This is a genomic window from Clostridium sp. 1001271st1 H5, from assembly GCF_005845215.1.
In the GTDB taxonomy this organism is placed as follows: domain Bacteria; phylum Bacillota; class Clostridia; order Lachnospirales; family Lachnospiraceae; genus Enterocloster.
In genome coordinates, this window is sequence record NZ_SPHO01000041.1 from 1 (window position 1) to 22,764 (window position 22,764).

Sequence of the window (22,764 nt, forward strand, 5' to 3'; positions counted from 1 at the left end):
TCATCACTCACCTTTCCTGCTGATTCTTCTTTAGTTAGGGATAAAATAAAAAACGGCTCCTTCGAAGTTTCTTTCGTAAGAGTCGTCATTGAGGTTTGAATGGTATAGTTATATTTTAATTTTGATATTTTACTTGTTTTTTGATGTTTGTTATTATTATCAGAAAATTATAAATACATTTTATAGCAACAAACGCAATAATTCAACAAATATGTACGTTCAGCGTCATTTCATGCTCAAAATAAATAGATATATCTAAATATCTAGTCGAATTATAAAAAAGCGAAAAATAATGTGAATTTTGTCATATATATTACAGATTTTTTCCCAATTTGCATATTATTATTATCCTTTTATGCCATTATTGATTTGGTTACCTATGCCATTTCCGTAAACGCCTAATACACGTACCTTCTTATCATCATTCTTTGAGATAATAGGCCCAACATCAAAATCCAAAATAGTTTAGTCCAAAAAGTAGACTTGACTTTTGATACACACAATAAACAGAGGGAAATTTAATGGAACGTTGAAACTCACTCCTAAGGAAGTCCATTCAAAATTGATATCTCATGAGTTATCATCCGCCTGCTTTTTGGGTGGAAATTCACGGCGGCTATTGCGTATTTAAGTATGCAGAATGAAGTTTCAATGCCATCTGAGGTGATATATTTCCTTGATTGCTTCCGCACGGAATTCGTTTTCGAGAAGATTTGTTATGATGTTCTCATAGGTGTCCCCGATGGGGAAACGGAGAACACGGAGGGAGATTTCGTATTCTCCGTACCCTTCATCCGGGAAATAGTCAAAAGCTACCTCTTGGCAGATATATCGGGTCCTTTTACGAATAGCCCAAAATCCGTGGTTCAGGGGCAAACATCCTCTGTCTGCATGCACCGAATAACTACTACTTTCAAGGGCAGTTCTCTGAACAGTACCAGGATCTTTGGGCAGCCGGTACAAATGCGGAATAACGCATCCGTTCCAAAGGAACAGATGCGCACAGATTGTAGTCAAAGTCCGAGGCACACGCCTCGGATTTTTCTTTAAAAAAACCTTAAAGTCTCTTGTTTAGGGGATTTTATAGCTCTTTTCTGATTTAATGCAAATATAAAAAGAAGGCGAGATATTTCTATGATGACTCAGAATACGGACAAAAAAAGAGGACAGATCCAGATGTTCTGTATGGATGACATGGTTCCCCAGGACCATCTTCTGCAGATGATTGATAAAGCGATTAACTGGAACTTCATCTATGACCTTGTAGCGGACAGGTACAGTCCTGATAATGGCCGCCCCAGCATGGCCCCCCAGTCATGCGATAAAACTGCCATTCATCCAGTACCTGTATGGCATCAAAAGCATGCAACAGACCGTAAAGGACAAAAGGACCATCAGGGAACCACCCTCACGAAAGCAGAGGCGATAGAAAAGATAAAATCAGGAGCCTTCCGTCATGTGATAACAGAAATCGGGAAGCTCTCACCCAAGAGCTATCTCACAAAATATGTCACGGTCTTAATATGGCACCGACCATCACTGAACTTCATATCCACACAGATGAATCCGGAAGAATTAACGTTCCGCCTGAATATCGCAGTAATGCCACCTATGGCCCTGCTGTAAAAGCGCTGGAGGTAGAACTATATAGTGAAGGAGTGATATCTAATGACCGGATCGCAGCATTTCTGAATGCGGCCGGCCATGGTCAGCTTGGTCTTTCTGAGAGAATCGTCTACCGTTTCTGTAACCCTGCTAAGGGGAATGAACCAGGAACGGAACGAGTAGATTGCCCGGGGAATGGTGGAATTTCCAGTGAACAAGATTGCCGCTTTTGAGAAAATCTATCAAGAATTGTTCAGCAAGGGAAGAAAGCAGAATAGTGAGACAAAGCCCGGTTATGCCAAAAAAGATGAAAAGACGCATCTGAACCGAATGGAAAAATATCGACAAAACCATCTATTGTTCCTGCTTGAATTTGCGGTGCCATTTGGCAACAATATGAGCGATAAAGATTTGCGCAAAGCGAAACCGCCCAAAAATGGCAAGGGAATTCCGCAAGGATAGCGGGGATGAAATGTACTGCTCGATATTGAGTATGATAGAGACACTAAAAAGAAGAGATATGGAGATGTTGGAACATATAAAACGGCTATTCACCGGCACACCGGCTATTTTTTAGCCAGTGCTAAACCCGTTAGTTCAGCCGGAAGGCTGAACTGTTACGGCAGACGCCGGAAGGGTTCTATTTCTTTCTGCGCCTGCCTTTTCCATCCCTATTTCATTGCATCCTCCATGACCCGAAGTACATTCAAATAGAACACCTGATCAATTTCCTGTGATGTAAATCCCCTCTTGCGTAATGCGTTTTCCAGAACGCCTAGGCCTGCACAGTCCTTTATCTCCAGGTTCCCTTCGATTCCATCGAAGTCTGTTCCAATTGCCACACACTGAACCCCACCCTTGTTCTTCATGTAGGCTGCGTGTTCCGCAATCAACTCAACTGTACTGTCCGGACATTGGATATCAGCGTTCAGGAATTCCGGGCCAAAGTTCAGTCCGGCTACTCCGCCTCTTTCCCCAAGGGTATATATCATAGCATCCGTCAGGTTCCTTTGATGAGGACAAAGGCTTCTGGCATTGGAATGGGATGCTATGAAAGGTTTATGGCATATGTCTGCCACATCATAGAATCCACCGTCAGACAGATGTGATACGTCTACCAGCATCCCCAAATCCTGCATGTACTGCACTGCCTCCTTCCCAAATTCCGTAAGGCCGCGTTCCATAATGGAAGGTTCTTTACTATTAGGGAACCCAAAACAGTTGACAGCGTTCCACGTAAGATTCATGGCCCGAACTCCCATATCATAGTACCGCTTGACATTCTCCAACCTACCATCCACAGCCCGTCCATCTTCCATGGATAGAATAGCCGACATCCTGCCAGACTGATAGTTCTTCATCACTTCGTCCGCGTTGGCCGCTGGCCCAATCAATTCTTCATGTTTCTGTAGATTGGTACAATAATAGTCATATAAGGTCTGTATATACTCTTCATCTGAAACGGGCCTTATACCATGCATATCATACCGGTCGCTCGGTATCACAAAAATCGCAAAGAACTGGGCCATCACATTTCCAGCCGCCATGCGTTTGAAGTCAACTGCGGTATATTTACTGTCATACAAATCCGCATAGTCAGGGTCCTCATAAAACAACGTCATCAATGAGTCACAATGCATATCAATAAATGGCATTTTTATCCCTCCGATACCTATTAGGCCTATTTCCTCAGCGCAACACATTCGATCTCTACCAATCCACCTAATGGCAACTTCGCTACCTGCACGCAGCTTCTGGCTGGATATGTATCAGAGAAATAACTTCCATAAATTTCATTGACAGTTGCAAAGTCATCCAAGTTCTGGACGAAAACCGTTGTCTTAAGTATATCGCTGTAGTCAGCCCCTGCTTCTGCCAGAACAGCACCAACATTCTTCATTGCAGCATGGGCCTGTCCCTTAACTCCTTCTGCCAGTTTTCCTGTTTCCACATCTATACCTAGCTGGCCTGAAGTGAATACCAAAGTATCTGTATACCATCCCTGCGCATAAGGCCCGATTGCGGCCGGTGCATTTGTGGTGTTGATTATATTCTTCATCGTCTTTATATACCTCCTGCAACTGTTATATTTTATTTACGGTAAAGCCTGTTTTTGCATAAATCAAATCAATAACCGGTGTAATCCAATTCAAGAAACAATATGGAATGAATGCCAATGGAGCTACCCCCAGCATTTGTGAAGCGTATATGGCATTTGAATTCCATGGAATCAGTACTGCACCAAAGGTGCCTGCGTCTTCCAATGTCCGTGAAAGGTTCTCCGGTGCGATGTGGTTTTCACTAAAAATATCCTTCATCAATGTAGCCGTCACGATGGAGGCAAACAGCATTGAAGAACCTATGGCATTGGTAACATAAGTCAACACCGCTGTGCATGCGATAATTTTAAATGTAGAATTCCCGCATTTCTTAATCAGTGGATTTACAAGTACACTGAGGACACCTGTCTTATCCAGCATTCCCGATATGCAGAGTGCCAGGAAGATTGCCAGGAATGCACTCATCATACTCATGATTCCCCCCCGGTTCAGCAGGATATCCACAAAGGAGCTGCCTGTATCGATGACAAAACCATTTACCATATAATCCAACAGCTTGCCAAGGACTACATTCTGGTGCAGGACTGCCACAAACATTCCTGAAACAGTGCCAATCATCAGGGCTATAATGGAAGGGGTATTTGCCACCAGGAGCACCAACACAATTCCGATGGGAAAGAACTCTAGTAGGGAAAAATTATAAAACTGCGAGAATGTCGCCATGATTTCATTTGCAGTACTTGTATTATAAACTCCTGAAACATGATGCAGGCCAAGAATCACAAACAGGATTGCGGTGATGGCATATGCCGGGGCCGTTGTCCATAGCATATGTTTCACATGGGTCATCACATCGGTCCCCGATACAGAAGCAGCCAGTATGGTGCTATCTGAAAGAGGTGACATCTTATCCCCAAAATATGCGCCGCAGATAATGGCTCCTGCCGTCATGGGTGATGGAATTCCCATAGCATTTCCTATGCCAATCAGTGCCAACCCCACAGTCCCCAGGGTTCCCCAGGAAGTACCTGTTGCCAACGATGTGAAGGAGGACAAAATCAATGCGGACAGCAGAAAAATTTTAGGTGAAATGAACTTAAGTCCCATATATATGACCATTGGAATGGTCCCGCTGGCAATCCAGACCGCAATCATCGCGCCTATGACAATCAGCACCACATTGGGCTCAAATGATGCCGTAGCCATCTCCCAGGCCATTTCCTGTAATTCCCCGTATTTATATCCCAGACGCATCAACAGCGGAGCCACAACAATCCAGGACAATAAAAACATCAATTCCAGCGGGGCGTCAAATAATATCAATCCCACTGCCACAAATCCAAATACGCATCCCGTTACTAAGGCAGCATATCCTATGGAAACCGGATACTTAAAATTCTTAGATAGTAATTTATCATTCTCCGCCATTTCCTCTGCCTCAGAAATCTTTATCTCTTTATCTGCCATTACCCATACTCCTTTTCCGGCAGGCAGTCCCCCCTGGTGCTGCCTGCCGGTAGTAACATTTTTTATTTAGGTCGTTTCTCACTGGCCTTCTTCATGCATTCCAGGGCCTTTTCCAGAACCGCGGTCTGGGTGGCTACATTAAGGCGTATGAAGCCCATACCAGGCTTTCCATAGTTAGCTCCGTTATTGAGCTTCACACCCGCATCCTGGAACAGATGCACCAGCTCAAACGGAGTCAGGTTCCAGGCCCGGAAATCAATCCATAACAGATACGTTGCTTCAGGTTCAATCACCTTTACCTCAGGCATGTTCTCAGCAATGAATGACTTAACAAGCTCAATATTCTTTTTGAAATATTCATTCTGCTGCTCCACATAGTATTCACACTCATTATAGGATGCAATAAGAGCCTCAATCCCCATATAATTATAATCGAAATGATAATTATCGTATACTACATTGTACTGGTCCCTCAGCGCCTTATTTTTAATCACTACATATGCGGAGTAAAAGCATGCCAGGTTAAAGGTCTTACTAGGTGAACCCATAACAATTACATTGTCTCCAACCTCTTCGGAAAGCGAAAAATACGGGATATGCTTATGAGGCGCATACACAATATCCCCATGAATCTCATCACTGACGATAAGCGTATCGTTCTTTTTACAGATTTCATACATGCGCATAAGCTCATCCCTGGTCCACACGCGTCCTACCGGATTTGCCGGATTGCAGACTAAAAGAATGCGTACTTTTGGGTCGGAGGTCTTTTTATCCAAATCGTCAAAATCAATTTCATAGTGGCCATCGTTTAAAATAAGGTCATTGCATTCCACGAATCTTCCGGCTCCCTGGATAACAACGTTGAACGTATTATATACCGGAGGCTGAAGCAGGATTTTATCTCCTGGCCGGGTATATGCGTTCAGAATCATCCAAAGCGCCCCAGTCATCAACCCCTGTGAATGGCGGACCGCTTCCGGTTCCACCTCAATACCATACCGCTTCTGATACCAGCCGCACACGGCATCCGCAAAACGTCTCTGAGGAAGATATCCATATGCAAACACACCGAAATCCACCCTTTCGCGGACAGCATCAATTACCGGCTGCGGCGCCTTGAAATCAGTATCGGCAACTCCTAAGGGTATATATTTTCCACTCTCCCCCTCATAATCCCACTTAAAAGAATCCGTGTTCACCCGATTGATTGGTTCATCAAAATTATGTACGTAGCTCATAACATTTACCCCTTTCTTATTTATAAAAGATTAATTTTCTTTCATGTTCTTTTTCATGGATGATAGTATGAAGCAGCATACTATACCTAATACAGCAAACACCATCATGGTGATAAAAATATAGCGGTAGCCCTGAATTCCCGGATAGGCATCCATAAAGTGCCCATATAATGTAAAAATGAACAAATCCGGCGTATTTCCTACGATAGAGAGGATACCGGCTGCTGCACCGGACATCATGATTGGAATTTTGATTTCGTCTGTAGTGGAATAGTAAGTACCGCGTATGGTCATCATGACTGCTGCCAACAGCAACATGACACCGATGACAATTGCCAGCCCTGCGTTAACCGGTATCAACAGGTAGATACCAGTCAATATTGTGCCCAGGGTAAGCGCTATCTTGAGGAAATTGATGGATGAGCCCATCTTATCAGCAATCATTCCGCCTATAGGTGCCGCGATAAATGCAAGCAGATACTGACGGACGATATTGATGGCAACTCCAAGGCTGACAGACATTCCACATATTTCAGTCAGATACGTAGAAAAGTAGCTTAAACCATTATAAAAGGAATAGCCGAAAAATACAATTGCTCCGGCAACCCACACGCGTGGCATCCTGGCCACATGGACCAGGCCGTCCAGGGCCTCTTTCGCATTCACTTTGCCCTCTACTTCATTCTTTTCAATCAGGAAATAACACGCTACCCCAAGCACACATAGTGATATGGCATAAAATATCATGGTCGCGCGGAGTCCCATCTTCCCCTCTCCGAAGGTGGTGAACATCCATAAAGCCGCGAATGAGATGATGGTTGCTGCCAGTCCACGTCCGCCCTCCAGCAATCCGAACATCCTTCCCTGTTCTTCTGCCGTTCCAATCATACGGGTCCCCTTTATCATCGCTTCCCAAAAGAGCAGGGTTATGGTAATACCCATGATGGCCTGTATAATGAGAACACTGGTAAACGACGGGTACGTTGCAAGCCAGAATCCGCACAGGCCCGTTGAAATCAATGAAACAGGAATCAGATATTTTACAGGTACAAGGTCTGTAATCCATCCTCCCGGGAGATAGGCAATAAACTGTGTCACCGCAAATGCCGTCATCATTAATCCAAATTGTGTATTGGTAAAACCAAACGCATCCTGCATGGCCGCATAGAATACATCCCTCATATATGCCAGCTTGAATATGGTCCCTCCTGCCACACAGATTGCAATAAGCGTTGCCCATTGCTTATAACTCTTTTTCATACGTGACTCCTTCCATTTGATACAATATATTTTGTTGTACATGTACAGGAATATATAGAGCAATTTCCATGCCAAATCAAAAACATTGGAAAACAGAGACGTTTTCTCATCTTTTGGACCAAAGAGACCTAAAAATAACAAAAAACGACAAAAAAACTTGCGCAAAATTTCTTTCATCGCAAGTTTTTTTGTCATTTTTTAATTAAAATATTATAGATCATATTTCTTCATTTTATATTGGAGCGCCTGCCGGGTTAGCTTTAGTTCCCTGGCAGCGGCACTTACATTGCCGCTATTTCTTTGTATACAGAACAACAATATATTTTTTTCATAATCATCCATAACTTCTTTAAGCGACCTTCCCTCCATACTGAATCCTCTCGTCGTGGGAACTACTGCATAGTTGGAACTCCTTTGATTCACTATGTCCTGGTCCGCATGTTCCCTTGGCTCATTGACGAGAAAGCTCCTATAATACGGGGAAATATGCTCCAGACAAAGCACGGAAAGGTTCTCTTCTGATACGGAATATGCACTTTCAATCACATGCTGTAATTCTCGCACATTTCCGGGCCATTGGTAATCCAGGAAGATCTGAAGCACCCCATCATCAATCCGTCGGATATTCTGATTGTACTCCCTGTTGAACCGCTTTATAAAACAGTTGCACAACAACGGGATATCGCTTTTTCGTTTTCTGAGCGGAGGTATTTGAAGAATACATGAAGACAATCTATAGTATAAATCCCGGCGCAGCTTCCCATTCTCTATACATTCCAAGGGATCCTCATTTAAGGCGCATAAAATTCGGCAATTTATATCCAGCTCCTTCTCTGATCCAATCCTGCGGATTGTCTTATTTTCAATTACCTTTAAAAGCTTTGCCTGGAGTGAAATATCCATGCTGTTTATTTCATCTAAAAACAGGGTCCCATTTTCTGCCTGCTCAAATAGTCCGGCCATATTGGCAGAGCCTGTATAGGCTCCTTTCACAGTACCGAAGAACATGCTTTCCAAAAGTGTTGCCGGAATGGCCGCACAATTGACAGATATAAATGGGCCGTTTTGGAATACGCTGTGGTTATGTATACTTTGGGCAAACAGTTCCTTACCCGTGCCTGTTTCACCATATATCAATACATTCGTCTGATTTTGCGCCACATGTTTTGCATTTGAGATAGCCTCCACAAATGTGATGTCATTACCAAGGATACTGTTGAACGTATACTTTGTACCATTACGCGGCTTCTCTTCTTCAAAATGGTTATATAATTCTAGGCTCTGTTCCATGTTCTTCTTAATCACAGGAAGATTCTTAATGAGTGAATACACCGCGATAGTACGGTTATCATAATTCACTGGGAACATCCTCTCTATTACATTCATAACCCTGTGGGTTTCCTTAACAACATACTGATTAATGTACTCATTGGCTGCTATGCCCGTATTAAGTACGATGGCATGACGGCTGTGCTTTGGCGTGTTTTCCGTGGGGGAATACAATTCTTCCATGCTCTTGTTCAGGGATTTCTTCGCATCAACGCCTTCAATCACTTCTGCGGCACGGTTTATGAATAATACCTTGTTTTCGTCATCTGATATTACGATTCCCTCTTCTACCTGGTTCAGTACAGACTCATAAATCATATTCAGCTCTTCAGCGGTATAACCCATTTTACCCTGCATACTATTTCCCCCTTGTATCATGTTTACTTTTAAGTTCTGTATTATCTTATCACACTAAATCTACGGAAACAATGTGTAACTTGCTGAAGCATTAACCCATTCGTCCTAATTCAAACGCAAAAAGGCGCCAAACAGGCGCCTAAAAAAATTATTTCAGGTAAAATCCATGTCTTACCGGATCATTTTCATCTATAACGAACTGGCTGAATCCAGTTATAAAGGCACTGCCGGTAATCTCAGGTATGATGGCCCTATATGGCCCCACATTAGTCTCCATAATGGCTTTTCCTACAAACTTTGTTCCGATGACACTTTCATAACAAAAATCTTGCCCTAGCTGAAGCTCCCCCTTTGCCCACATTGCCGCAACCTTTGCGCAAGTCCCTGTCCCGCAGGGAGAGCGGTCAATCTGACCATCAAAAATAGTAATATTCTGCATATTAGCATCAGGCGACTTCGCCGGGCCATATATTTCGCACAAATCAACACGTTTAATATGTTCCAGTTCCGGATGACGTACCTCAATCTGTTCATTGACAGCTTTTATAACAGCCATCCCCGCTTCTACGAGTTTAGAAGCATTATCAGGACAGATTTCCATCTTTATCTGACGGCTGTCAACTATGACAAAAAAACTGCCCCCAAATGCAATATCGACAGAAATGCTTCCCCAATCCGGCACATGAATGACCGCATCTCTTTTATATAAAAATGACGGTACATTCTGAAACGACACCTGTCTGGCATTACCGCCCTCTACAGTTACCTTAACCGTAACCAGACCGGCCGGCGCTTCCATCCTCACTGTTGTTATGGGTTCTGTCACGTTTACCATTCCTGTTTCCACCAAAATTGTATTAATCGCTATCGTACCGTGACCGCACATATTATGATATCCCCCACCATGCATGAAGATTACCCCTACATCGGCATCCGGCATAGTAGGTGAGGTCAGCACAGCTCCAAACATATCTTTATGACCTCTTGGTTCGAGAATAAGCGCTCTGCGCAAATAGTCATAATGTTCCATGAAATATGCTTTTTTTTCCTGCATGGTGCTTCCTAAAAGATTGGGTACTCCCGAAACAATCAATCTCAGAGGTTCCCCCATGGTATGGGATTCTACTGTATAGATATGGTTGCTTGATTTCATGACGTCCCTCCATTATTATAATGTCTCTATAATGCCTATTACATGACTTATTGAATGATTGTTATTGTCCGGGACAATATAATCAGCATTCTTTTTAACATGTTCCAATGCATTCTTCACTGCGAATCCGGCATCTGCCATGCGTATCATTTCGTAATCATTATTATGGTCGCCAATACAACATATAAATTTGTTTTCCAAATCCATCATTTTCATATACTGTCTGACTGCATTGCCTTTAGAGACGTCCTTCACAACTATATCCCTAACGTATTCCCCTGTTGACATCCACCGGCAGGTTGCTGGCAGGTGTCTCTCCAGATACCGGTCTAACGACTCCCGGTCAACTAAATCAGCCAAAATCTCCACCTTGAGCCATTCTTTAGGTAAATCCTCAAATGCCGTGATGTCCTGAAATAAAAGCTCTTCTCTCTGCATAGATTCTATATATATCGGTGTCGGCCTGTAACAATATGCAGTAGTCTCCGTCATGAACTGTATACCCAGTTTGGGAAAGCTAAAAACCAACTCAAACAGAAAATCCTTAATACTTTTCGGATATTTTTTCTTCCATAGGGACTTGCTTTTTCCATAATCATAGATACAGCCTCCATTACATAATATGACTGGAATATCAATGGCAAGCCATCTCCTATATGGGGCGAATCCTATGACCGACCTTCCTGTAGCTACAGTAAACATTCCTCCCTTCTCTTGGAATGTCCGGATAGCATCAAGATTCTTCTTTGAAATACATTTCTCATTATCCAGTAAAGTCTCATCCATATCAGAGAATAAGACCACATCCTTAGGATTCATCTGTCCCTCCTGTGATGATATTTAAGCCGTCAGAATGCCAAACCTGGCACAGATGATGGATATCAGTATAACGCCCAACAGTATCTGTGTTGTTTTTATGTTTTTACCTAATAGCCAATATATAAAAAATGTAACTCCAGCGGGTAGTAAACAGGGCATGATAGAATCCAGAACAGTCTGAAGCTCTGTCATCGCATCACCTGAGCCAAAAGTAAGGGCCACTTTCAAATTAACCATGGTGGCCGTCATTGATCCGATTGTCATCAGACCAAGAATTCCTGTCATGTCAAGTACTTTACCCATCATTCCTGATTTCTGTATCTTTTCCAGTAAACCTGTGCCCAGTTGATAGCCCTTCATCATTCCCACATACCGCAAGGCGTATGCCGGAATATTATAAAGCAGCAGGAATAAGATGGCCCCCAGAGGACTTCCATTCATAGCCAGCGAAACTCCAATCCCTGCCGTTATGATTCTTAATGTGCCCAGGAAAATAGAGTCTCCAATTCCTGAAAGCGGTCCCATAAGACTGGCTTTAACATTATTAATAGATGCCGAATCAAAATCCGGATTGTTCGCCCTTTTCTCCTCCATTGCAGTTACAATTCCCAATACAAGGGTGGCGAAATATGGAGTGATATTAAAAAATTCCATATGGCGCTTAAGTGCGTCCGCCCGTTCTTCCTTTGTTTTATATAGCTTTTCCAGTATTGGGCCCATGGCATATGCAAACCCTGAATGCATCTGCCTAACGTAATTCCATGATATTTCAAATGGTATAGAACGCCAAAACACTTTCATTAAATCCTTTTTTGTGATTTTAGTGGTATCCTCACCCAAATATCCATTAGAAGTCTTCATCATCATCTACCTCCGTTCCCCCATTGTTTACTGCGACAGCCGTCTGTCCAAGATTCCCATATGCCATAAGCATGATAATACTCACTGCCATAATCGCAACACCAAGAACCGGAACGCCGATATAGGCCGTCAATACAAAGCCGATGATTAAAAATGCCACGATTTTCTTGTTTAATATCATACGCAAGAGGATTGCAAATCCCAAGGCCGGCAGGATACCTGCTGATACGCTAAGGCCATCCTGAATAAATTGCGGAATAGAGTTTAAAACCTGTTCCATCACGCTGCTTCCGAAATAAAATGATACCGCTACCAATATCGCCAATGGAAGATACATACCAAACGTTCCGCCAAACCAATGCATCCTTGACACCCCTTTGATATCGCCTTCCTCCGCATATTTGTCTGCACGATTCATGAACAGCGGAACCACTACGATGAATAAAACGTTCCTCAATAACATAACCAGCATTGCAATGGGCAACCCTAAGGCAACTGCCATTCCTGCATCCTTATGACCTGCAATTGCAAATGCAGTACCCAAAATGCCGCCAGAAACCACTTCCGGAGGCAAGGCGGCCCCAATACCCACAGCCCCCATCATGGCAAGTTCAAGCGTGGCTCCTATCTTACATCCTGCTTCAAGATTTCCCATGACAAGACCCACAAGAGGACCAAGCACCAGCGGCCTTGTCAGAAGGGATTTTCCTGTAAAATAATCACTATATCCGACACATGCAATAAGAAAAATCAAAAAAACCTTCAACATATATGTACCCTCTCTCAAAAATTATAGTACCCGAACTGCCATCACTTTTTTATCATTCGGAACTTGCCTGATTTCAACTTCAATTCCTGCATCCGCCATCTTCTTTATCAATGCCTCTTCATCCGGCAGAATATTGATTGATTTAGATATATTTCTGGTTCCTTCCCTGGCTTTCACAAGACCAAGATTCACTTTGTCAATTGCCGGTACAGCCAGAGCAAGCTTCGCCGCATCTTCTATGGATTCAACCACAATAAAAAGTTTATACTTATCAGTCACTCCACTATTTAGAGCCTGAATGGAATCCGCAATATTTTTTATCACCAACTTTACGCCGGACGGTTTTGCCAGTTTCATGGTGGTCTTTCTTAAATCATCTGTCACAACTTCGTCATTCGCTATTAATATGCAGTCAGCTCCCAGTCCTGATGTCCATGATACTGCTACTTGTCCATGCAACAGCCTGCAATCCACCCTTGTCATCAATATCATTTTTTATCCCCTTCCTTAAAACTCCTCATCCTCAAGTTCCTTCTCCGCATTTAATAAATCATTGCAAAAACAAATGGATTCCTTAGCTTCCCTTATGCTCTCATGGATAATTCTCTCTGTCGGTTCCCCGCTGTCTTTTTTTATCAGAAGACTCATAACAAGCGGGAGATTCAAGCCGGCTATCAGATATATTTTCTTATCTGTATGTTTAATAACGGACATGAACTCATTATTCACGCTTCCCCCAAGCACATCGGTGACAATAATTAATTCATCCTGTTCAGAAAGTCTCCCTAAACACTTCCCTATATTCTGCTTTATGTCATAGTCTTCATCCGTATAGGCGCACATGATATCCACCGCTTCCTGCTTACCCATGACCAGATTCAATGAACTAAGTAATCCTTCTGCAAGATATGCATGTGACGCAAGTAAAAATCTTCTCATCCCTGCCTCCCTCTTTCCTTATTAACTTCTCCCCGCTGTTTCCCATCATCCCCACTCAAGCCCTACTCCCATGGTCTTAGCTTTCTCATATATGGACCTAGCTGTAATTAAATCCTGGATGGCAATTCCCACTGTCTCAAACACAAGTATCTCTTCATCATTCTCACGGCCGGATAGTTGTCCGGTGATTACGTCACCAATGTTGCCGGTGAAGCTTTCTTTTGATATGATGCCTTGACTTAGTGGAATTATTATATCTCCTGACTCGGATAATACCGCATCCATGGAATCAAAATAAATCTTGGCAGCCCTTTGGAGAACTACGGGGTCCATCTCCTGCATGTGGGGCTGATATGCACCCACACAGCTTACCGTTGCGCCTTTTTTTATCTTATTCCCATCAAATACAGGCACGGCGGATGTCGTCGCTGTTATGATGAGGTCCGCCTCATGAATCGCCTCATCAGATGATTTTACCGCAATTATTTCAGCATTATAAAACTGAAATTTTTTCTGCATACGTAGTGCAAATTCATTTGTCCTGTCAAAGTCCAAATCGTACACCTTTACCTGCTCCAGACTGCGTGAAACGAGCATTGCTTCCAACTGAGTTTCAGCCTGGCCGCCCGTTCCAATTAATGCCCCAATCACGCAGTCCTTCTTTGCCAGGATATCAAAAGCCACTCCAGAGGCCGCGCCTGTCCTGAGCTGCGTCACATACGTACCATCCAAAACAGCAGCAGTAACTCCCGTCTTGCCATCAATCAGAATAATCTGGGCCGAGGTAACAGGGATACCTTTATCACGATTATGGGGAAATATATTCACCATCTTCAATGCTGCCATGTCCATATTTTCTACATATGCCGGCATAAACAGGAAACATCCATCATATCCAGGCGCTTGTATATTCGTCCTGAGCGGTATATTACATGCATCCTTCGCAGCCAGTTCAAAGGCTTCTTTATCAGCCTCAATGGCCTCTTTCATTGTAAATACCTTACTGATGTCTTCCTTTGATAAGAGTATCATTTATTTCCTCCTTGTCTACTTATTATAATCCGGATTCCAGGGCTGCATGGCTCCCCCTTCTTCTGCCGGACGGCACATTCTGGCATATAGATTCAAACACCCTTTTTCTTCCTTAAGCGGCGGACACACCCAATTCTTCCTGCGTATCTGCAGTTCTTCCTCAGATACTAAAAGACAAACTTTTCCGTTGGGAATATCAATCAGAATCTCATCACCATTCTCCACAAACGCAATCGTCCCACCATCATATGCTTCCGGGGACACATGTCCGATGATGGCACCATAATTAAATCCAGAAAAACGTGCGTCGGTAATTAATCCCACACTGTGATGAAGCCCCTGTCCAATAAGTGCATCAATACTCAGCATCAATTCCTTCATGCCAGGAGCTCCCTTACACCCCTCATAACGTATTACAATAATGTCTCCCGGAATAATCTTCCCTGATTGGATGGCTAAAAATGCTTCCCGGTCACCGTCATACACCCTGGCTTTTCCTTTCATGCATTTTACTTCTTCATAAACTGCGGTAGGCCTGACAATGGCTCCATTTGGTGATAAATTTCCTCTCAGCACCATCAGTCCCGGTTCATTATATAACGGCCGCTCTATCGAATGGATAACCTTGCCTTCCCTTGCCTGTACTTTACCCAGAAGAGAGGACCATGGGCACCCATAAATGCTGGGGACATTTGTATACAGTCGCTGTTCCAGCATTTTCATTACATTCATGACTCCGCCTGCATAGTGAAAATCCACAACCGTATATGGACCATTAGGAACGACCGCATTAATGCAAGGAATTTCTTTAGCATACTTTTCAAAATCCTCCATAGTAAGCTTAATCCCCAATTCATATGCATATGACAAAATATGCAGCACCGCATTCGTCGAACCAGCCACCGCCATATCAAACATGATGGCATTTGAGAGCACTTCTTTTGTAATAAGTCCGGAAGGCCTTCTGCCCTCTTGTGCCATTATGACAGCATGTCTTCCTGCTTCCCTGGATTTTCTAAGTTTTAAATTGTCCGATGCAGGTATTGTGGACGTTCCCGGAATTACCAGGTTCATGACCTCCCCAAGCATCTGCATGGTATTGGCTGTTCCCATGGAGGGACATGCCCCAAACGATGGACATACACTCTCCTCTAATTCCGCCAGTCTCTCCATATCCATACCGGAAAAACGGGCTGTGTCCAAATCCGCCTCGACCACTGTCCTGCCACAATAGTGTCCTGCCTGCATGGAGCCCCCCGTCACTACAACAGTAGGGATATCCAGGCGCATGGCAGCCAGGTAACATCCAGCTATGATGTTATCACAGGAGGCAATCATAGCCAACCCATCAAAATTGTGGACACGGCTTACAAATTCAACAGACATTGCAACAATGTCTCGTCCTACCTGCTCATACTTAAGCTCCTCGGCGCCATTTGCAATATTACCGCAGGTTGCGGGAATCCCGAACTCAATCGGAATTCCCCCTGCCTCCCATATCCCTTCTTTGACCGCTTCTGCAATCTGACGCAGATGTGCAGAACCCGGTGAGCCGGACATATATGAATTTGGGACGCCTATATGCGGTTTTTTACGGATATCGTCATCAGAATACCCGGCTGCTTTCATCATGACCCTTCTATGGGCAGCTTCTGTACCATTCCAAAAATCACTTCCCATGTACATGCACCTCCGCATCTTAAAATCAGCTTCTACTCCTGCTTCCTAGTATTCAACTTTCCACATGTATCTGCGGGTCATATAGTCAACCTTCGTTGCCTTTGACAGAGCCTTCATATACACGTTATTTAAAATTGGGGCAAACAGCATATGATTGAAATACTCACACACGGTATCCTTAAAACGATTGATTCCCAGTTCCTTTGCATCTAATATGTAAACCTTATCCCCACCATACTCTTTTAAAAATTTAACTGCTCTTTCATCAGCCCTTCTCGTCCTTCCTTCAGCCACAAGAAGGAAAAATGACCCTTTCTTGTCCACCACCTCAAACGGCCCATGGAAAAACTCACAGCTATTAACTGTAGGGGATTGAATCTGAAGCATTTCCATAATATTGCAGATGGAGAATGTATAACCGGCGGCAAATGCCGGTCCGCTTGACAATACGGAGATGATTTTCTCATCTTTGTTTTTCTCCGCCCACTGTTCTGCCAACGGAAGGCAGTATGCCTTTGCATCGTTATATACGCAATCCAAAATAGTAAATGCGCTCATCGCATCATCATAATTGTCATATCCCTCCGTCACATCCACGATGTCCATCGCAATCCGAAGTCCCAGCGATGAGTTTGTCCTGCTCTGGTCTGATTCATCAAACATAATACTGTCGTACTTTACATTATATTCACATGTTTCTGTAAGCAGCGATTCCTGAACGTAAAGGCCAATTGTCGTTGCTCCCATATCACGCGCAATCTGAGCCGCAACACAAGTCTCCGGGGTGCCTCTCATAGAAGTAATGACTGCTATTGTATTTTCATTTACGAATTTGGGTGGAGCATAGACAAATTCATTGCTGGTGAACATCTGTGACCTGATTGTTTTCGCTTCCCTATCCATAAAATATTGAGCCGGATAATTCCCTCCATTAGAGCCGCCCGCCGCCAGCCATACGACACTTTTAATCCCCCCGGCTGATTCCTTTTCTCTTGCGATTTTTTCGATTATTTCTCTTATATCCATGATGCTTCCTCCTGCTATTCAAATCATACTATGTGACCTGGCAATCAATACAGCGGCGCCTTTACTGTATAAACTGCGCTACGGCTAACTTGTATTAGCACGTCTTAATGCAAGTATATAGTATAATTTGCCTATTGTCAAGATTTTTCATCCCTTCTTTTCTATAATTATTGTATACAAAAAGGCACCCTTACAAAGTGCCTTTGAATTTTCCGCAAAATGACTTCCTAAACATACCACTTAAAGAACCTGTCATTATCCCCTCTTACAATCTCCTTCACCGTGTTGATAGGTTCCCCTCCTATGTCGAATACACACATCTCAGACTCTATGACAGGCGTCCCTAATGACAACTGCAGATATTCTGCCACCTCTTCATTGGCAAATGATATCTTAATGCTCCTTCTCCCTTTATTGGTTGGGTAAACTTTATATTTATTCTGAACTATTTCATAGAGTGAATGAGATAAATCTTCGTATTTTAATCCCTGGAACATGATGGGAAAATGACTCTCTTCAATAATAACAGGAGTTCCATTTACTTTTCTAAGTCTTTTAATAACCATGATTGAATCACCATCAACCAGCTTAAAGAATTCCTTATCCAATTCACTTCTAACCGTCTCCGCATCAGCCTTTATAACTTCCGAATCGACCTTCTGCCCCTGCATCCTGGCGTCCTCACTGAGGCTGGTGACGCCGACCGGTAACCGCAGCATGTCAGAATGTGCTACAAAGCTCCCCTTTCCCTGAACCTTAAAAATATATCCCTCGGATTCTAATTCCGCCATGGCATTGCGGATTGTAACCCTGCTCATGCCATACCCTTTTTGCATCTCCGTTTCTGAAGGAAGCTTATCCCCCGGCTTCAGTAATCCTGTCCTGATATCCTTTTTAATTTTATTTTTAACCTGCAAATATAAAGGGGTAGATTCATTCTTATAAAAGTCACTCATATCCATACACTCCACGCATCTCGTATTAAGACGTATTTTAATACATCTACATACTATATTACAGTATTTTCAATAATTCTGCAAGGAAACATTTTTCTTCTAAAATATCTTATATCATATTAACGGTCTCTAATTTACACTTTATTTCTTGTCACAAAATATTGCTAGTAAGAAGTGAGTTCCCCCGGCTTATACAGAATACTGTCCTGTTCCCCGGATACTTTGACAGGACTTTTACGGACTCCGAATTCGGTGTACCCCCTCAGGCTGACGGCGCTTCCTACCGACGCACTGACCGTGGAACCAGATAGCACCAGCGTGGGTTCTGCATTACACCTGCAATGCTGGGCCAAAACTTCCGTCTGACCGGTACCGCCCATAATATTAGCCATTACTACCATATCAGCCGCCGCAATGGCAGAATTCACCCGATTGAAAGACAATATAAAGCTTTCCACTTTCGATTCCTGCCGGGCAATTGATTTCGCAGCCGTCAGAAGAATTGTCATATGTCCGTCATGGCAGTATCCGTGATAATCAGTCATCTCTCCATCTATGTAAAACGCAAGCGCATCTGTATCAGCTCTGAGCACAAAATGGTTTCCTGGTTTTCCGCTGTCAAGAATACCCAAAACACCGCCGCCCACATTGGCATCCACCTGATAGCCGAATTCCTTCAGTTTTTCAGCCAGGTATGCACAGTTACCCGGGAAGGGAGCGTACTCCAAAACATGTTTCCTTTTTTCTGTTCTATTGTTAAAATGGGTACTTCCTGGCGGCCCATCCTGCCCCAGGGGATGGCCCACATCGTAACCGGACTTCTCCCCTGGCGTGGCATTTGTATTTATTTCAGAAGGCGGTACAGATTTGAGCTTCTTCCCCCGTTGTCACACAACCTTGTCTCCTTTTGTATAAAGCCGGCTTTTACCAAATCATCAATTCCACGTTTCACAGTATTCCTCGATAACATAAGTTCTTTTGATATGGTACCGATGGAGGGATAACACGTACCATTCTTATCAGTTCGGTCTTTCAGGTACATATACACACTGATAGCACGGTGCGGTAATCCTGACTGATATAGTTTACGGAAATATCCCATTCCTCACCTCCTCTAATCCACGCGGACCGGCAGCTTTCCTCCGATCGTACCCGGCCTCCCATGTTCCCTTTTAACAAGCATACTCTCTGAACATCTTGTTTCTAATTCACTCATATCCTCCATCGCTGAGAGCTCAACTGCCAGCTGCCGGTTCATAATCTCCATCTCCAGTTCCAGCTTGTCCGCATAGCTTACCTTCCTGGCAGCCCGTTCCTGCAATTCATAAGGTTCTTCAAATGTAATCCCCCATTTCAGGAACAGTTTCAGCGTTGCCTGCATTGGATGTGCCCCTGTCTTCGTCACAATAAATGTTCCCTTTTTCAGTGCCTTGATTGTACACAGACGTCTCCCCTTATCCATTTCTGACAAAGAGATTCATCAATACCCGTTTCAGTCCAATATCTTTTCTTCCTGTCATAAAACATATTAATTTACAGTTATCTCCTGTCAGCATTTGCGTTTCACCTCCTCCACTCATTCGCTGATTTGTCTGATGGTAGTTAATAAACCATATAAAAACAGCCGCTTACATTATTTCTTGTGTAAGAGGCTGCTTAATTTTTAAACCTTTTATTTGAATCAAATTATAAAACCTTGATAAAATCATTTTACCATACAATGCTTACAAGAATATTACTTATTTCCTACTTTTCCCATATATTTGTTTTCTCTTCCTTCTTCCTATGAAATATATAAGAGACTAATATGTCTATCCCCCGGGCACCTCCTTCTCCCACTATCTGCATCACATAAACTTTCCATAACGGCAGAACGGTTTCAGCTTCTCTGGCAGAACTATCCTGATATACCGTAGAGCTAACATTCTCGCCATCTCCTTGCGTCCCATCTTATCAGAAGGGACATACACATGATTTTCATAGCCTCAAATAATATCACATGCTTTCCCTATGTTTTCCGGTAATTCAGCTTCCAGTATAGCATAGAGTTTTTCCTTCCCCAGTATCCTACTCCGGATGACCGCCCTGTTGACTACAACAGCTACCATTTCTAGTTCAGATAACGTAATTCCTGATTAAAGATAACACGGAAGTTCGTTCGTGGGTTTTATAGCAGATATCTGAAATCTCATTCGTCTTTCTCAAATCTGTAATCGGCATTATCAGTGGCATAGTATCCCTCCTCTTTTTGTACATAATTATATACAAATTTCAATCTGTATATATCGATTCCAACCACTTGATTATGAATTACACATCTTTTTCCAGACCTCACAGTCGAATGGTTTATTAGAATTGAAAAAGCGATATGCGCCTCTTTGCGGGAACCGCATACCGCCTAATCCTCTATCTGCAGCCCCTTTTTAGGAGCCAGTATCTGTTTATACATCGCTATCTGCTGAAACACTTTCATGGCTGGATTCTTCCGCCAAATCAGCCTGATCTGTTTTGTCTGCTTTTATGTCAGCCTCAGTATCTTCAGGTGAACTCTCTCCATTTGTTGAACGGTCAATCTTTGCTTTGAACTCTGAATGAGCAGGATTATTCACTTTCGCGTCAAATCCTATGGGAAGATATTCCTCAGAGATTACTTTCTCATAATCAATGTCCGTAAAATAATTACAGAATGTTAATTCCACATAGATGATTTTTCTTTGCGCTTCATCTCCCATGGCATAGATATATCCGTTATAGTCATTGGCATATACAGCAAGAAGCGGATAAGGAAATTCCGTTGCCCCATATATAAAATAATCCTCAGGCATTGGAATCTGCTTCAAACGTTCCTTCTCTGCGTCATAATCATTCTCATCACAGTGATAGACCAGGAAGCTGAGATAACACGGATCCCAGGGATTATAATATTCGTAATAAAACTCCTCTACTTTTGCGGAGTCAGGCAGTTGTTCCGGAAATATGTCACTGAGCAGCAGATAATACTCCCCTGTTTTCTTCCAGACTTCTGTGTCCCTGGTGCGGTGGATTCCCTTCGCACCAAAGTAGGATTCATAAGCCCCAATATCGGTAACTACATTTTTCTCCACCCAATGGGTGAAGATGTACACGGATGCGGTGACTATGGTCCCCAAAACCAAAATAAAGACCAATACCGCTCTGCGTATTATTTTTGTTCTCTTTTCCATAGTAATCTCCTGAATGATTTAACCGGCCATTGGATAGTTAAAGCAAATCGCGCGCACTACCTCTTGCTCATCCAACACGGCAAAGCAGGGGTTCCATACTCCGTAGAAGAAATTGTTTATAATCCAGAAGAGGACGAAGAAGTATATCTCACCCTGACCAGGCAGGTTTCTGATGCCGTCTTCCAGCATCTATCCAACAGAGAAGCCGTACTACTGACAGGTGGTTACTGCAAAGATGCGGTTGGGGTTTGTGGAGGCATCCAACATGCCAGTGGTGCTGACAAAAAAGTGGGTATCATCTATCTTGACGCCCATAGTGACATGTCAACTCCGGCAGTCACCCATACAGGTATTCTGGGAGGTATGGATATGGCTGCAATCCTGGGTGTGGACATGGCAAATTGGCGTTTCACTGCCGGGTTGAACACGCCTTATGATGACCATCTTGTGATTCTCAGTGATTTCCGCGAAGCTGAAATTGACGACGATGGCACCTTAGAAATTGTAGAAGGATCTCATATCAACTGGATAAAATCCGAAGGATTTGAAAATGAATGCCTTGGGAAAGAAAATGTGAATAACCTGGCACAAAAGGTAGATGCTATTTATCTCCATATATATGCAGACATACTTAATAACCGCCATGTTCCCAATGCGGCCTGCGTGGCAGAGGGCGGTCCGTCCATCGATACAGTCATGAATAATATCCGCGCTGTAATGAAAACCGGAAAAGTACTGGTTTATGGTACATATGGATTCTACTTTGATACCGAGGTTCCCGGTCAGGATTCCTTAACATTAAGCGGCTTAAGGATAGTTTCAGCGAGGCTGGAGGATTGGAGTTGTTTCCTGAACTGGTATAAAATAGGAATGATAATCTGGCAGGAAAAGCGAGTGTCTCCACACTGCTTTTACCTGCCTTGAGTGTGTGAAGAAAAGTCTGTAAAAGCTGATCTTCTATGATAATAACTGGGCTGAAAGTTCTTTCTTGGACCTTCAGTCCTTGT

24 protein-coding genes and 1 pseudogene are annotated in these 22,764 nt (G+C 43.2%); 4 read left to right on the top strand and 21 right to left on the bottom strand.

From position 1 onward, the window contains the following. Positions 1-1,128 precede the first annotated feature (1,128 nt). The 3 genes and pseudogenes from FGS84_RS29765 to FGS84_RS29770 form a co-directional block, all read left to right on the top strand. Positions 1,129-1,381: pseudogene (locus tag FGS84_RS29765) on the top strand (IS5/IS1182 family transposase); the annotation flags it as partial. Positions 1,382-1,523: 142 nt separating this feature from the next. Then, on the top strand, positions 1,524-1,838 hold the full coding sequence (locus FGS84_RS31295; protein ID WP_178332115.1) for a hypothetical protein: 315 nt from the start codon (positions 1,524-1,526) through the stop codon (positions 1,836-1,838). Further along, on the top strand, positions 1,816-2,067 hold the full coding sequence (locus FGS84_RS29770) for a hypothetical protein (RefSeq protein WP_138311785.1): 252 nt from the start codon (positions 1,816-1,818) through the stop codon (positions 2,065-2,067). The genes FGS84_RS31295 and FGS84_RS29770 overlap by 23 nt, the downstream gene beginning before the upstream one ends. Before the next feature lie 209 nt (positions 2,068-2,276). Here the strand turns inward: FGS84_RS29770 and FGS84_RS29775 are convergent, their stop codons facing one another. The 21 genes from FGS84_RS29775 to FGS84_RS29875 form a co-directional block, all read right to left on the bottom strand. Next, positions 2,277-3,260, bottom strand: coding sequence for a dipeptidase (locus FGS84_RS29775; protein ID WP_171042749.1), 984 nt, complete (start codon positions 3,258-3,260; stop codon positions 2,277-2,279). 26 nt (positions 3,261-3,286) lie between these two features. Then, positions 3,287-3,664, bottom strand: a complete 378-nt coding sequence (locus FGS84_RS29780; protein ID WP_138311787.1) for a RidA family protein — start codon at positions 3,662-3,664, stop codon at positions 3,287-3,289. Positions 3,665-3,689: 25 nt separating this feature from the next. After that, positions 3,690-5,132, bottom strand: a complete 1,443-nt coding sequence (gene nhaC / locus FGS84_RS29785) for a Na+/H+ antiporter NhaC (protein ID WP_138311788.1) — start codon at positions 5,130-5,132, stop codon at positions 3,690-3,692. Between the two features lie 62 nt (positions 5,133-5,194). Next, entirely contained in the window at positions 5,195-6,373 is a 1,179-nt protein-coding gene (locus FGS84_RS29790) for a MalY/PatB family protein (protein WP_138311789.1), read from the bottom strand. A 30-nt stretch (positions 6,374-6,403) separates the two neighbouring features. Continuing rightward, the gene (locus FGS84_RS29795) at positions 6,404-7,633 is read right to left on the bottom strand and encodes an MFS transporter (RefSeq protein WP_138311790.1); all 1,230 of its coding nucleotides are present in this window, start codon (positions 7,631-7,633) and stop codon (positions 6,404-6,406) included. Positions 7,634-7,843: 210 nt separating this feature from the next. Further along, positions 7,844-9,319 carry a sigma 54-interacting transcriptional regulator gene (locus FGS84_RS29800; protein WP_243130121.1) on the bottom strand — a complete coding sequence of 492 codons (1,476 nt, stop codon included), beginning with the start codon at positions 9,317-9,319 and terminating at the stop codon, positions 7,844-7,846. 148 nt (positions 9,320-9,467) lie between these two features. Next, positions 9,468-10,472, bottom strand: coding sequence for a proline racemase family protein (locus tag FGS84_RS29805; protein WP_138311792.1), 1,005 nt, complete (start codon positions 10,470-10,472; stop codon positions 9,468-9,470). 15 nt (positions 10,473-10,487) lie between these two features. Further along, entirely contained in the window at positions 10,488-11,291 is an 804-nt protein-coding gene (locus tag FGS84_RS29810) for an HAD family hydrolase (RefSeq protein ID WP_138311793.1), read from the bottom strand. Positions 11,292-11,312: 21 nt separating this feature from the next. Further along, the gene (locus FGS84_RS29815; RefSeq protein ID WP_279232863.1) at positions 11,313-12,158 is read right to left on the bottom strand and encodes a PTS system mannose/fructose/sorbose family transporter subunit IID; all 846 of its coding nucleotides are present in this window, start codon (positions 12,156-12,158) and stop codon (positions 11,313-11,315) included. Beyond that, positions 12,139-12,921 (bottom strand): PTS sugar transporter subunit IIC, encoded by a 783-nt coding sequence (locus tag FGS84_RS29820; protein WP_138311794.1) that lies wholly within the window; start codon positions 12,919-12,921, stop codon positions 12,139-12,141. Before FGS84_RS29820 ends, FGS84_RS29815 begins: the two co-directional genes overlap by 20 nt. A gap of 21 nt (positions 12,922-12,942) precedes the next feature. Then, positions 12,943-13,413, bottom strand: a complete 471-nt coding sequence (locus tag FGS84_RS29825; RefSeq protein WP_138311795.1) for a PTS sugar transporter subunit IIB — start codon at positions 13,411-13,413, stop codon at positions 12,943-12,945. Between the two features lie 15 nt (positions 13,414-13,428). Beyond that, positions 13,429-13,860: a PTS system fructose subfamily transporter subunit IIA gene (locus FGS84_RS29830; protein ID WP_138311796.1), complete on the bottom strand. Its 432-nt coding sequence runs from the start codon at positions 13,858-13,860 to the stop codon at positions 13,429-13,431. Between the two features lie 45 nt (positions 13,861-13,905). Then, positions 13,906-14,892, bottom strand: coding sequence for an ornithine cyclodeaminase family protein (locus FGS84_RS29835; RefSeq protein WP_138311797.1), 987 nt, complete (start codon positions 14,890-14,892; stop codon positions 13,906-13,908). Between the two features lie 15 nt (positions 14,893-14,907). Continuing rightward, a complete protein-coding gene (gene ilvD / locus FGS84_RS29840) occupies positions 14,908-16,572 on the bottom strand; it encodes a dihydroxy-acid dehydratase (protein WP_138311798.1) in 1,665 nt (554 codons plus the stop codon). Between the two features lie 45 nt (positions 16,573-16,617). Continuing rightward, positions 16,618-17,598 carry a sugar isomerase gene (locus FGS84_RS29845; RefSeq protein ID WP_138311799.1) on the bottom strand — a complete coding sequence of 327 codons (981 nt, stop codon included), beginning with the start codon at positions 17,596-17,598 and terminating at the stop codon, positions 16,618-16,620. Between the two features lie 227 nt (positions 17,599-17,825). Then, positions 17,826-18,554 carry a GntR family transcriptional regulator gene (locus FGS84_RS29850; protein WP_171042750.1) on the bottom strand — a complete coding sequence of 243 codons (729 nt, stop codon included), beginning with the start codon at positions 18,552-18,554 and terminating at the stop codon, positions 17,826-17,828. 164 nt (positions 18,555-18,718) lie between these two features. After that, entirely contained in the window at positions 18,719-19,282 is a 564-nt protein-coding gene (locus tag FGS84_RS29855; RefSeq protein ID WP_138311801.1) for a hypothetical protein, read from the bottom strand. Positions 19,283-19,398: 116 nt separating this feature from the next. Further along, the gene (locus tag FGS84_RS29860) at positions 19,399-19,656 is read right to left on the bottom strand and encodes a helix-turn-helix domain-containing protein (RefSeq protein ID WP_138311802.1); all 258 of its coding nucleotides are present in this window, start codon (positions 19,654-19,656) and stop codon (positions 19,399-19,401) included. A gap of 12 nt (positions 19,657-19,668) precedes the next feature. Further along, the gene (locus FGS84_RS29865; protein WP_347563912.1) at positions 19,669-20,016 is read right to left on the bottom strand and encodes a hypothetical protein; all 348 of its coding nucleotides are present in this window, start codon (positions 20,014-20,016) and stop codon (positions 19,669-19,671) included. A 523-nt stretch (positions 20,017-20,539) separates the two neighbouring features. Next, positions 20,540-20,662, bottom strand: a complete 123-nt coding sequence (locus FGS84_RS31890; protein ID WP_279232864.1) for a hypothetical protein — start codon at positions 20,660-20,662, stop codon at positions 20,540-20,542. Positions 20,663-20,995: 333 nt separating this feature from the next. Then, entirely contained in the window at positions 20,996-21,658 is a 663-nt protein-coding gene (locus tag FGS84_RS29875) for a hypothetical protein (protein ID WP_207671152.1), read from the bottom strand. 3 nt (positions 21,659-21,661) lie between these two features. Here FGS84_RS29875 and FGS84_RS29880 point away from each other — a divergent pair, with 3 nt between their 5' ends. Next, positions 21,662-22,681: an arginase family protein gene (locus FGS84_RS29880; RefSeq protein ID WP_243130122.1), complete on the top strand. Its 1,020-nt coding sequence runs from the start codon at positions 21,662-21,664 to the stop codon at positions 22,679-22,681. Positions 22,682-22,764 lie beyond the last annotated feature (83 nt).

What these genes read in the sequence shown, in the direction of transcription:
- FGS84_RS29830 (WP_138311796.1), bottom strand. Translation starts at nt 13,860, where the DNA reads ATGAGAAGATTTTTACTTGCGTCACATGCATATCTTGCAGAAGGATTA.
- ilvD (WP_138311798.1), bottom strand. Translation starts at nt 16,572, where the DNA reads ATGGGAAGTGATTTTTGGAATGGTACAGAAGCTGCCCATAGAAGGGTC.
- FGS84_RS31890 (WP_279232864.1), bottom strand. Translation starts at nt 20,662, where the DNA reads ATGGTAGCTGTTGTAGTCAACAGGGCGGTCATCCGGAGTAGGATACTG.
- FGS84_RS29775 (WP_171042749.1), bottom strand. Translation starts at nt 3,260, where the DNA reads ATGCCATTTATTGATATGCATTGTGACTCATTGATGACGTTGTTTTAT.
- FGS84_RS29800 (WP_243130121.1), bottom strand. Translation starts at nt 9,319, where the DNA reads ATGCAGGGTAAAATGGGTTATACCGCTGAAGAGCTGAATATGATTTAT.
- FGS84_RS29835 (WP_138311797.1), bottom strand. Translation starts at nt 14,892, where the DNA reads ATGATACTCTTATCAAAGGAAGACATCAGTAAGGTATTTACAATGAAA.
- nhaC (WP_138311788.1), bottom strand. Translation starts at nt 5,132, where the DNA reads ATGGCAGATAAAGAGATAAAGATTTCTGAGGCAGAGGAAATGGCGGAG.
- FGS84_RS29795 (WP_138311790.1), bottom strand. Translation starts at nt 7,633, where the DNA reads ATGAAAAAGAGTTATAAGCAATGGGCAACGCTTATTGCAATCTGTGTG.
- FGS84_RS31295 (WP_178332115.1), top strand. Translation starts at nt 1,524, where the DNA reads ATGGCACCGACCATCACTGAACTTCATATCCACACAGATGAATCCGGA.
- FGS84_RS29790 (WP_138311789.1), bottom strand. Translation starts at nt 6,373, where the DNA reads ATGAGCTACGTACATAATTTTGATGAACCAATCAATCGGGTGAACACG.
- FGS84_RS29780 (WP_138311787.1), bottom strand. Translation starts at nt 3,664, where the DNA reads ATGAAGAATATAATCAACACCACAAATGCACCGGCCGCAATCGGGCCT.
- FGS84_RS29805 (WP_138311792.1), bottom strand. Translation starts at nt 10,472, where the DNA reads ATGAAATCAAGCAACCATATCTATACAGTAGAATCCCATACCATGGGG.
- FGS84_RS29850 (WP_171042750.1), bottom strand. Translation starts at nt 18,554, where the DNA reads ATGAGTGACTTTTATAAGAATGAATCTACCCCTTTATATTTGCAGGTT.
- FGS84_RS29820 (WP_138311794.1), bottom strand. Translation starts at nt 12,921, where the DNA reads ATGTTGAAGGTTTTTTTGATTTTTCTTATTGCATGTGTCGGATATAGT.
- FGS84_RS29825 (WP_138311795.1), bottom strand. Translation starts at nt 13,413, where the DNA reads ATGATATTGATGACAAGGGTGGATTGCAGGCTGTTGCATGGACAAGTA.
- FGS84_RS29860 (WP_138311802.1), bottom strand. Translation starts at nt 19,656, where the DNA reads ATGGGATATTTCCGTAAACTATATCAGTCAGGATTACCGCACCGTGCT.
- FGS84_RS29845 (WP_138311799.1), bottom strand. Translation starts at nt 17,598, where the DNA reads ATGGATATAAGAGAAATAATCGAAAAAATCGCAAGAGAAAAGGAATCA.
- FGS84_RS29815 (WP_279232863.1), bottom strand. Translation starts at nt 12,158, where the DNA reads ATGATGATGAAGACTTCTAATGGATATTTGGGTGAGGATACCACTAAA.
- FGS84_RS29810 (WP_138311793.1), bottom strand. Translation starts at nt 11,291, where the DNA reads ATGAATCCTAAGGATGTGGTCTTATTCTCTGATATGGATGAGACTTTA.
- FGS84_RS29880 (WP_243130122.1), top strand. Translation starts at nt 21,662, where the DNA reads ATGGGTGAAGATGTACACGGATGCGGTGACTATGGTCCCCAAAACCAA.
- FGS84_RS29865 (WP_347563912.1), bottom strand. Translation starts at nt 20,016, where the DNA reads ATGGATAAGGGGAGACGTCTGTGTACAATCAAGGCACTGAAAAAGGGA.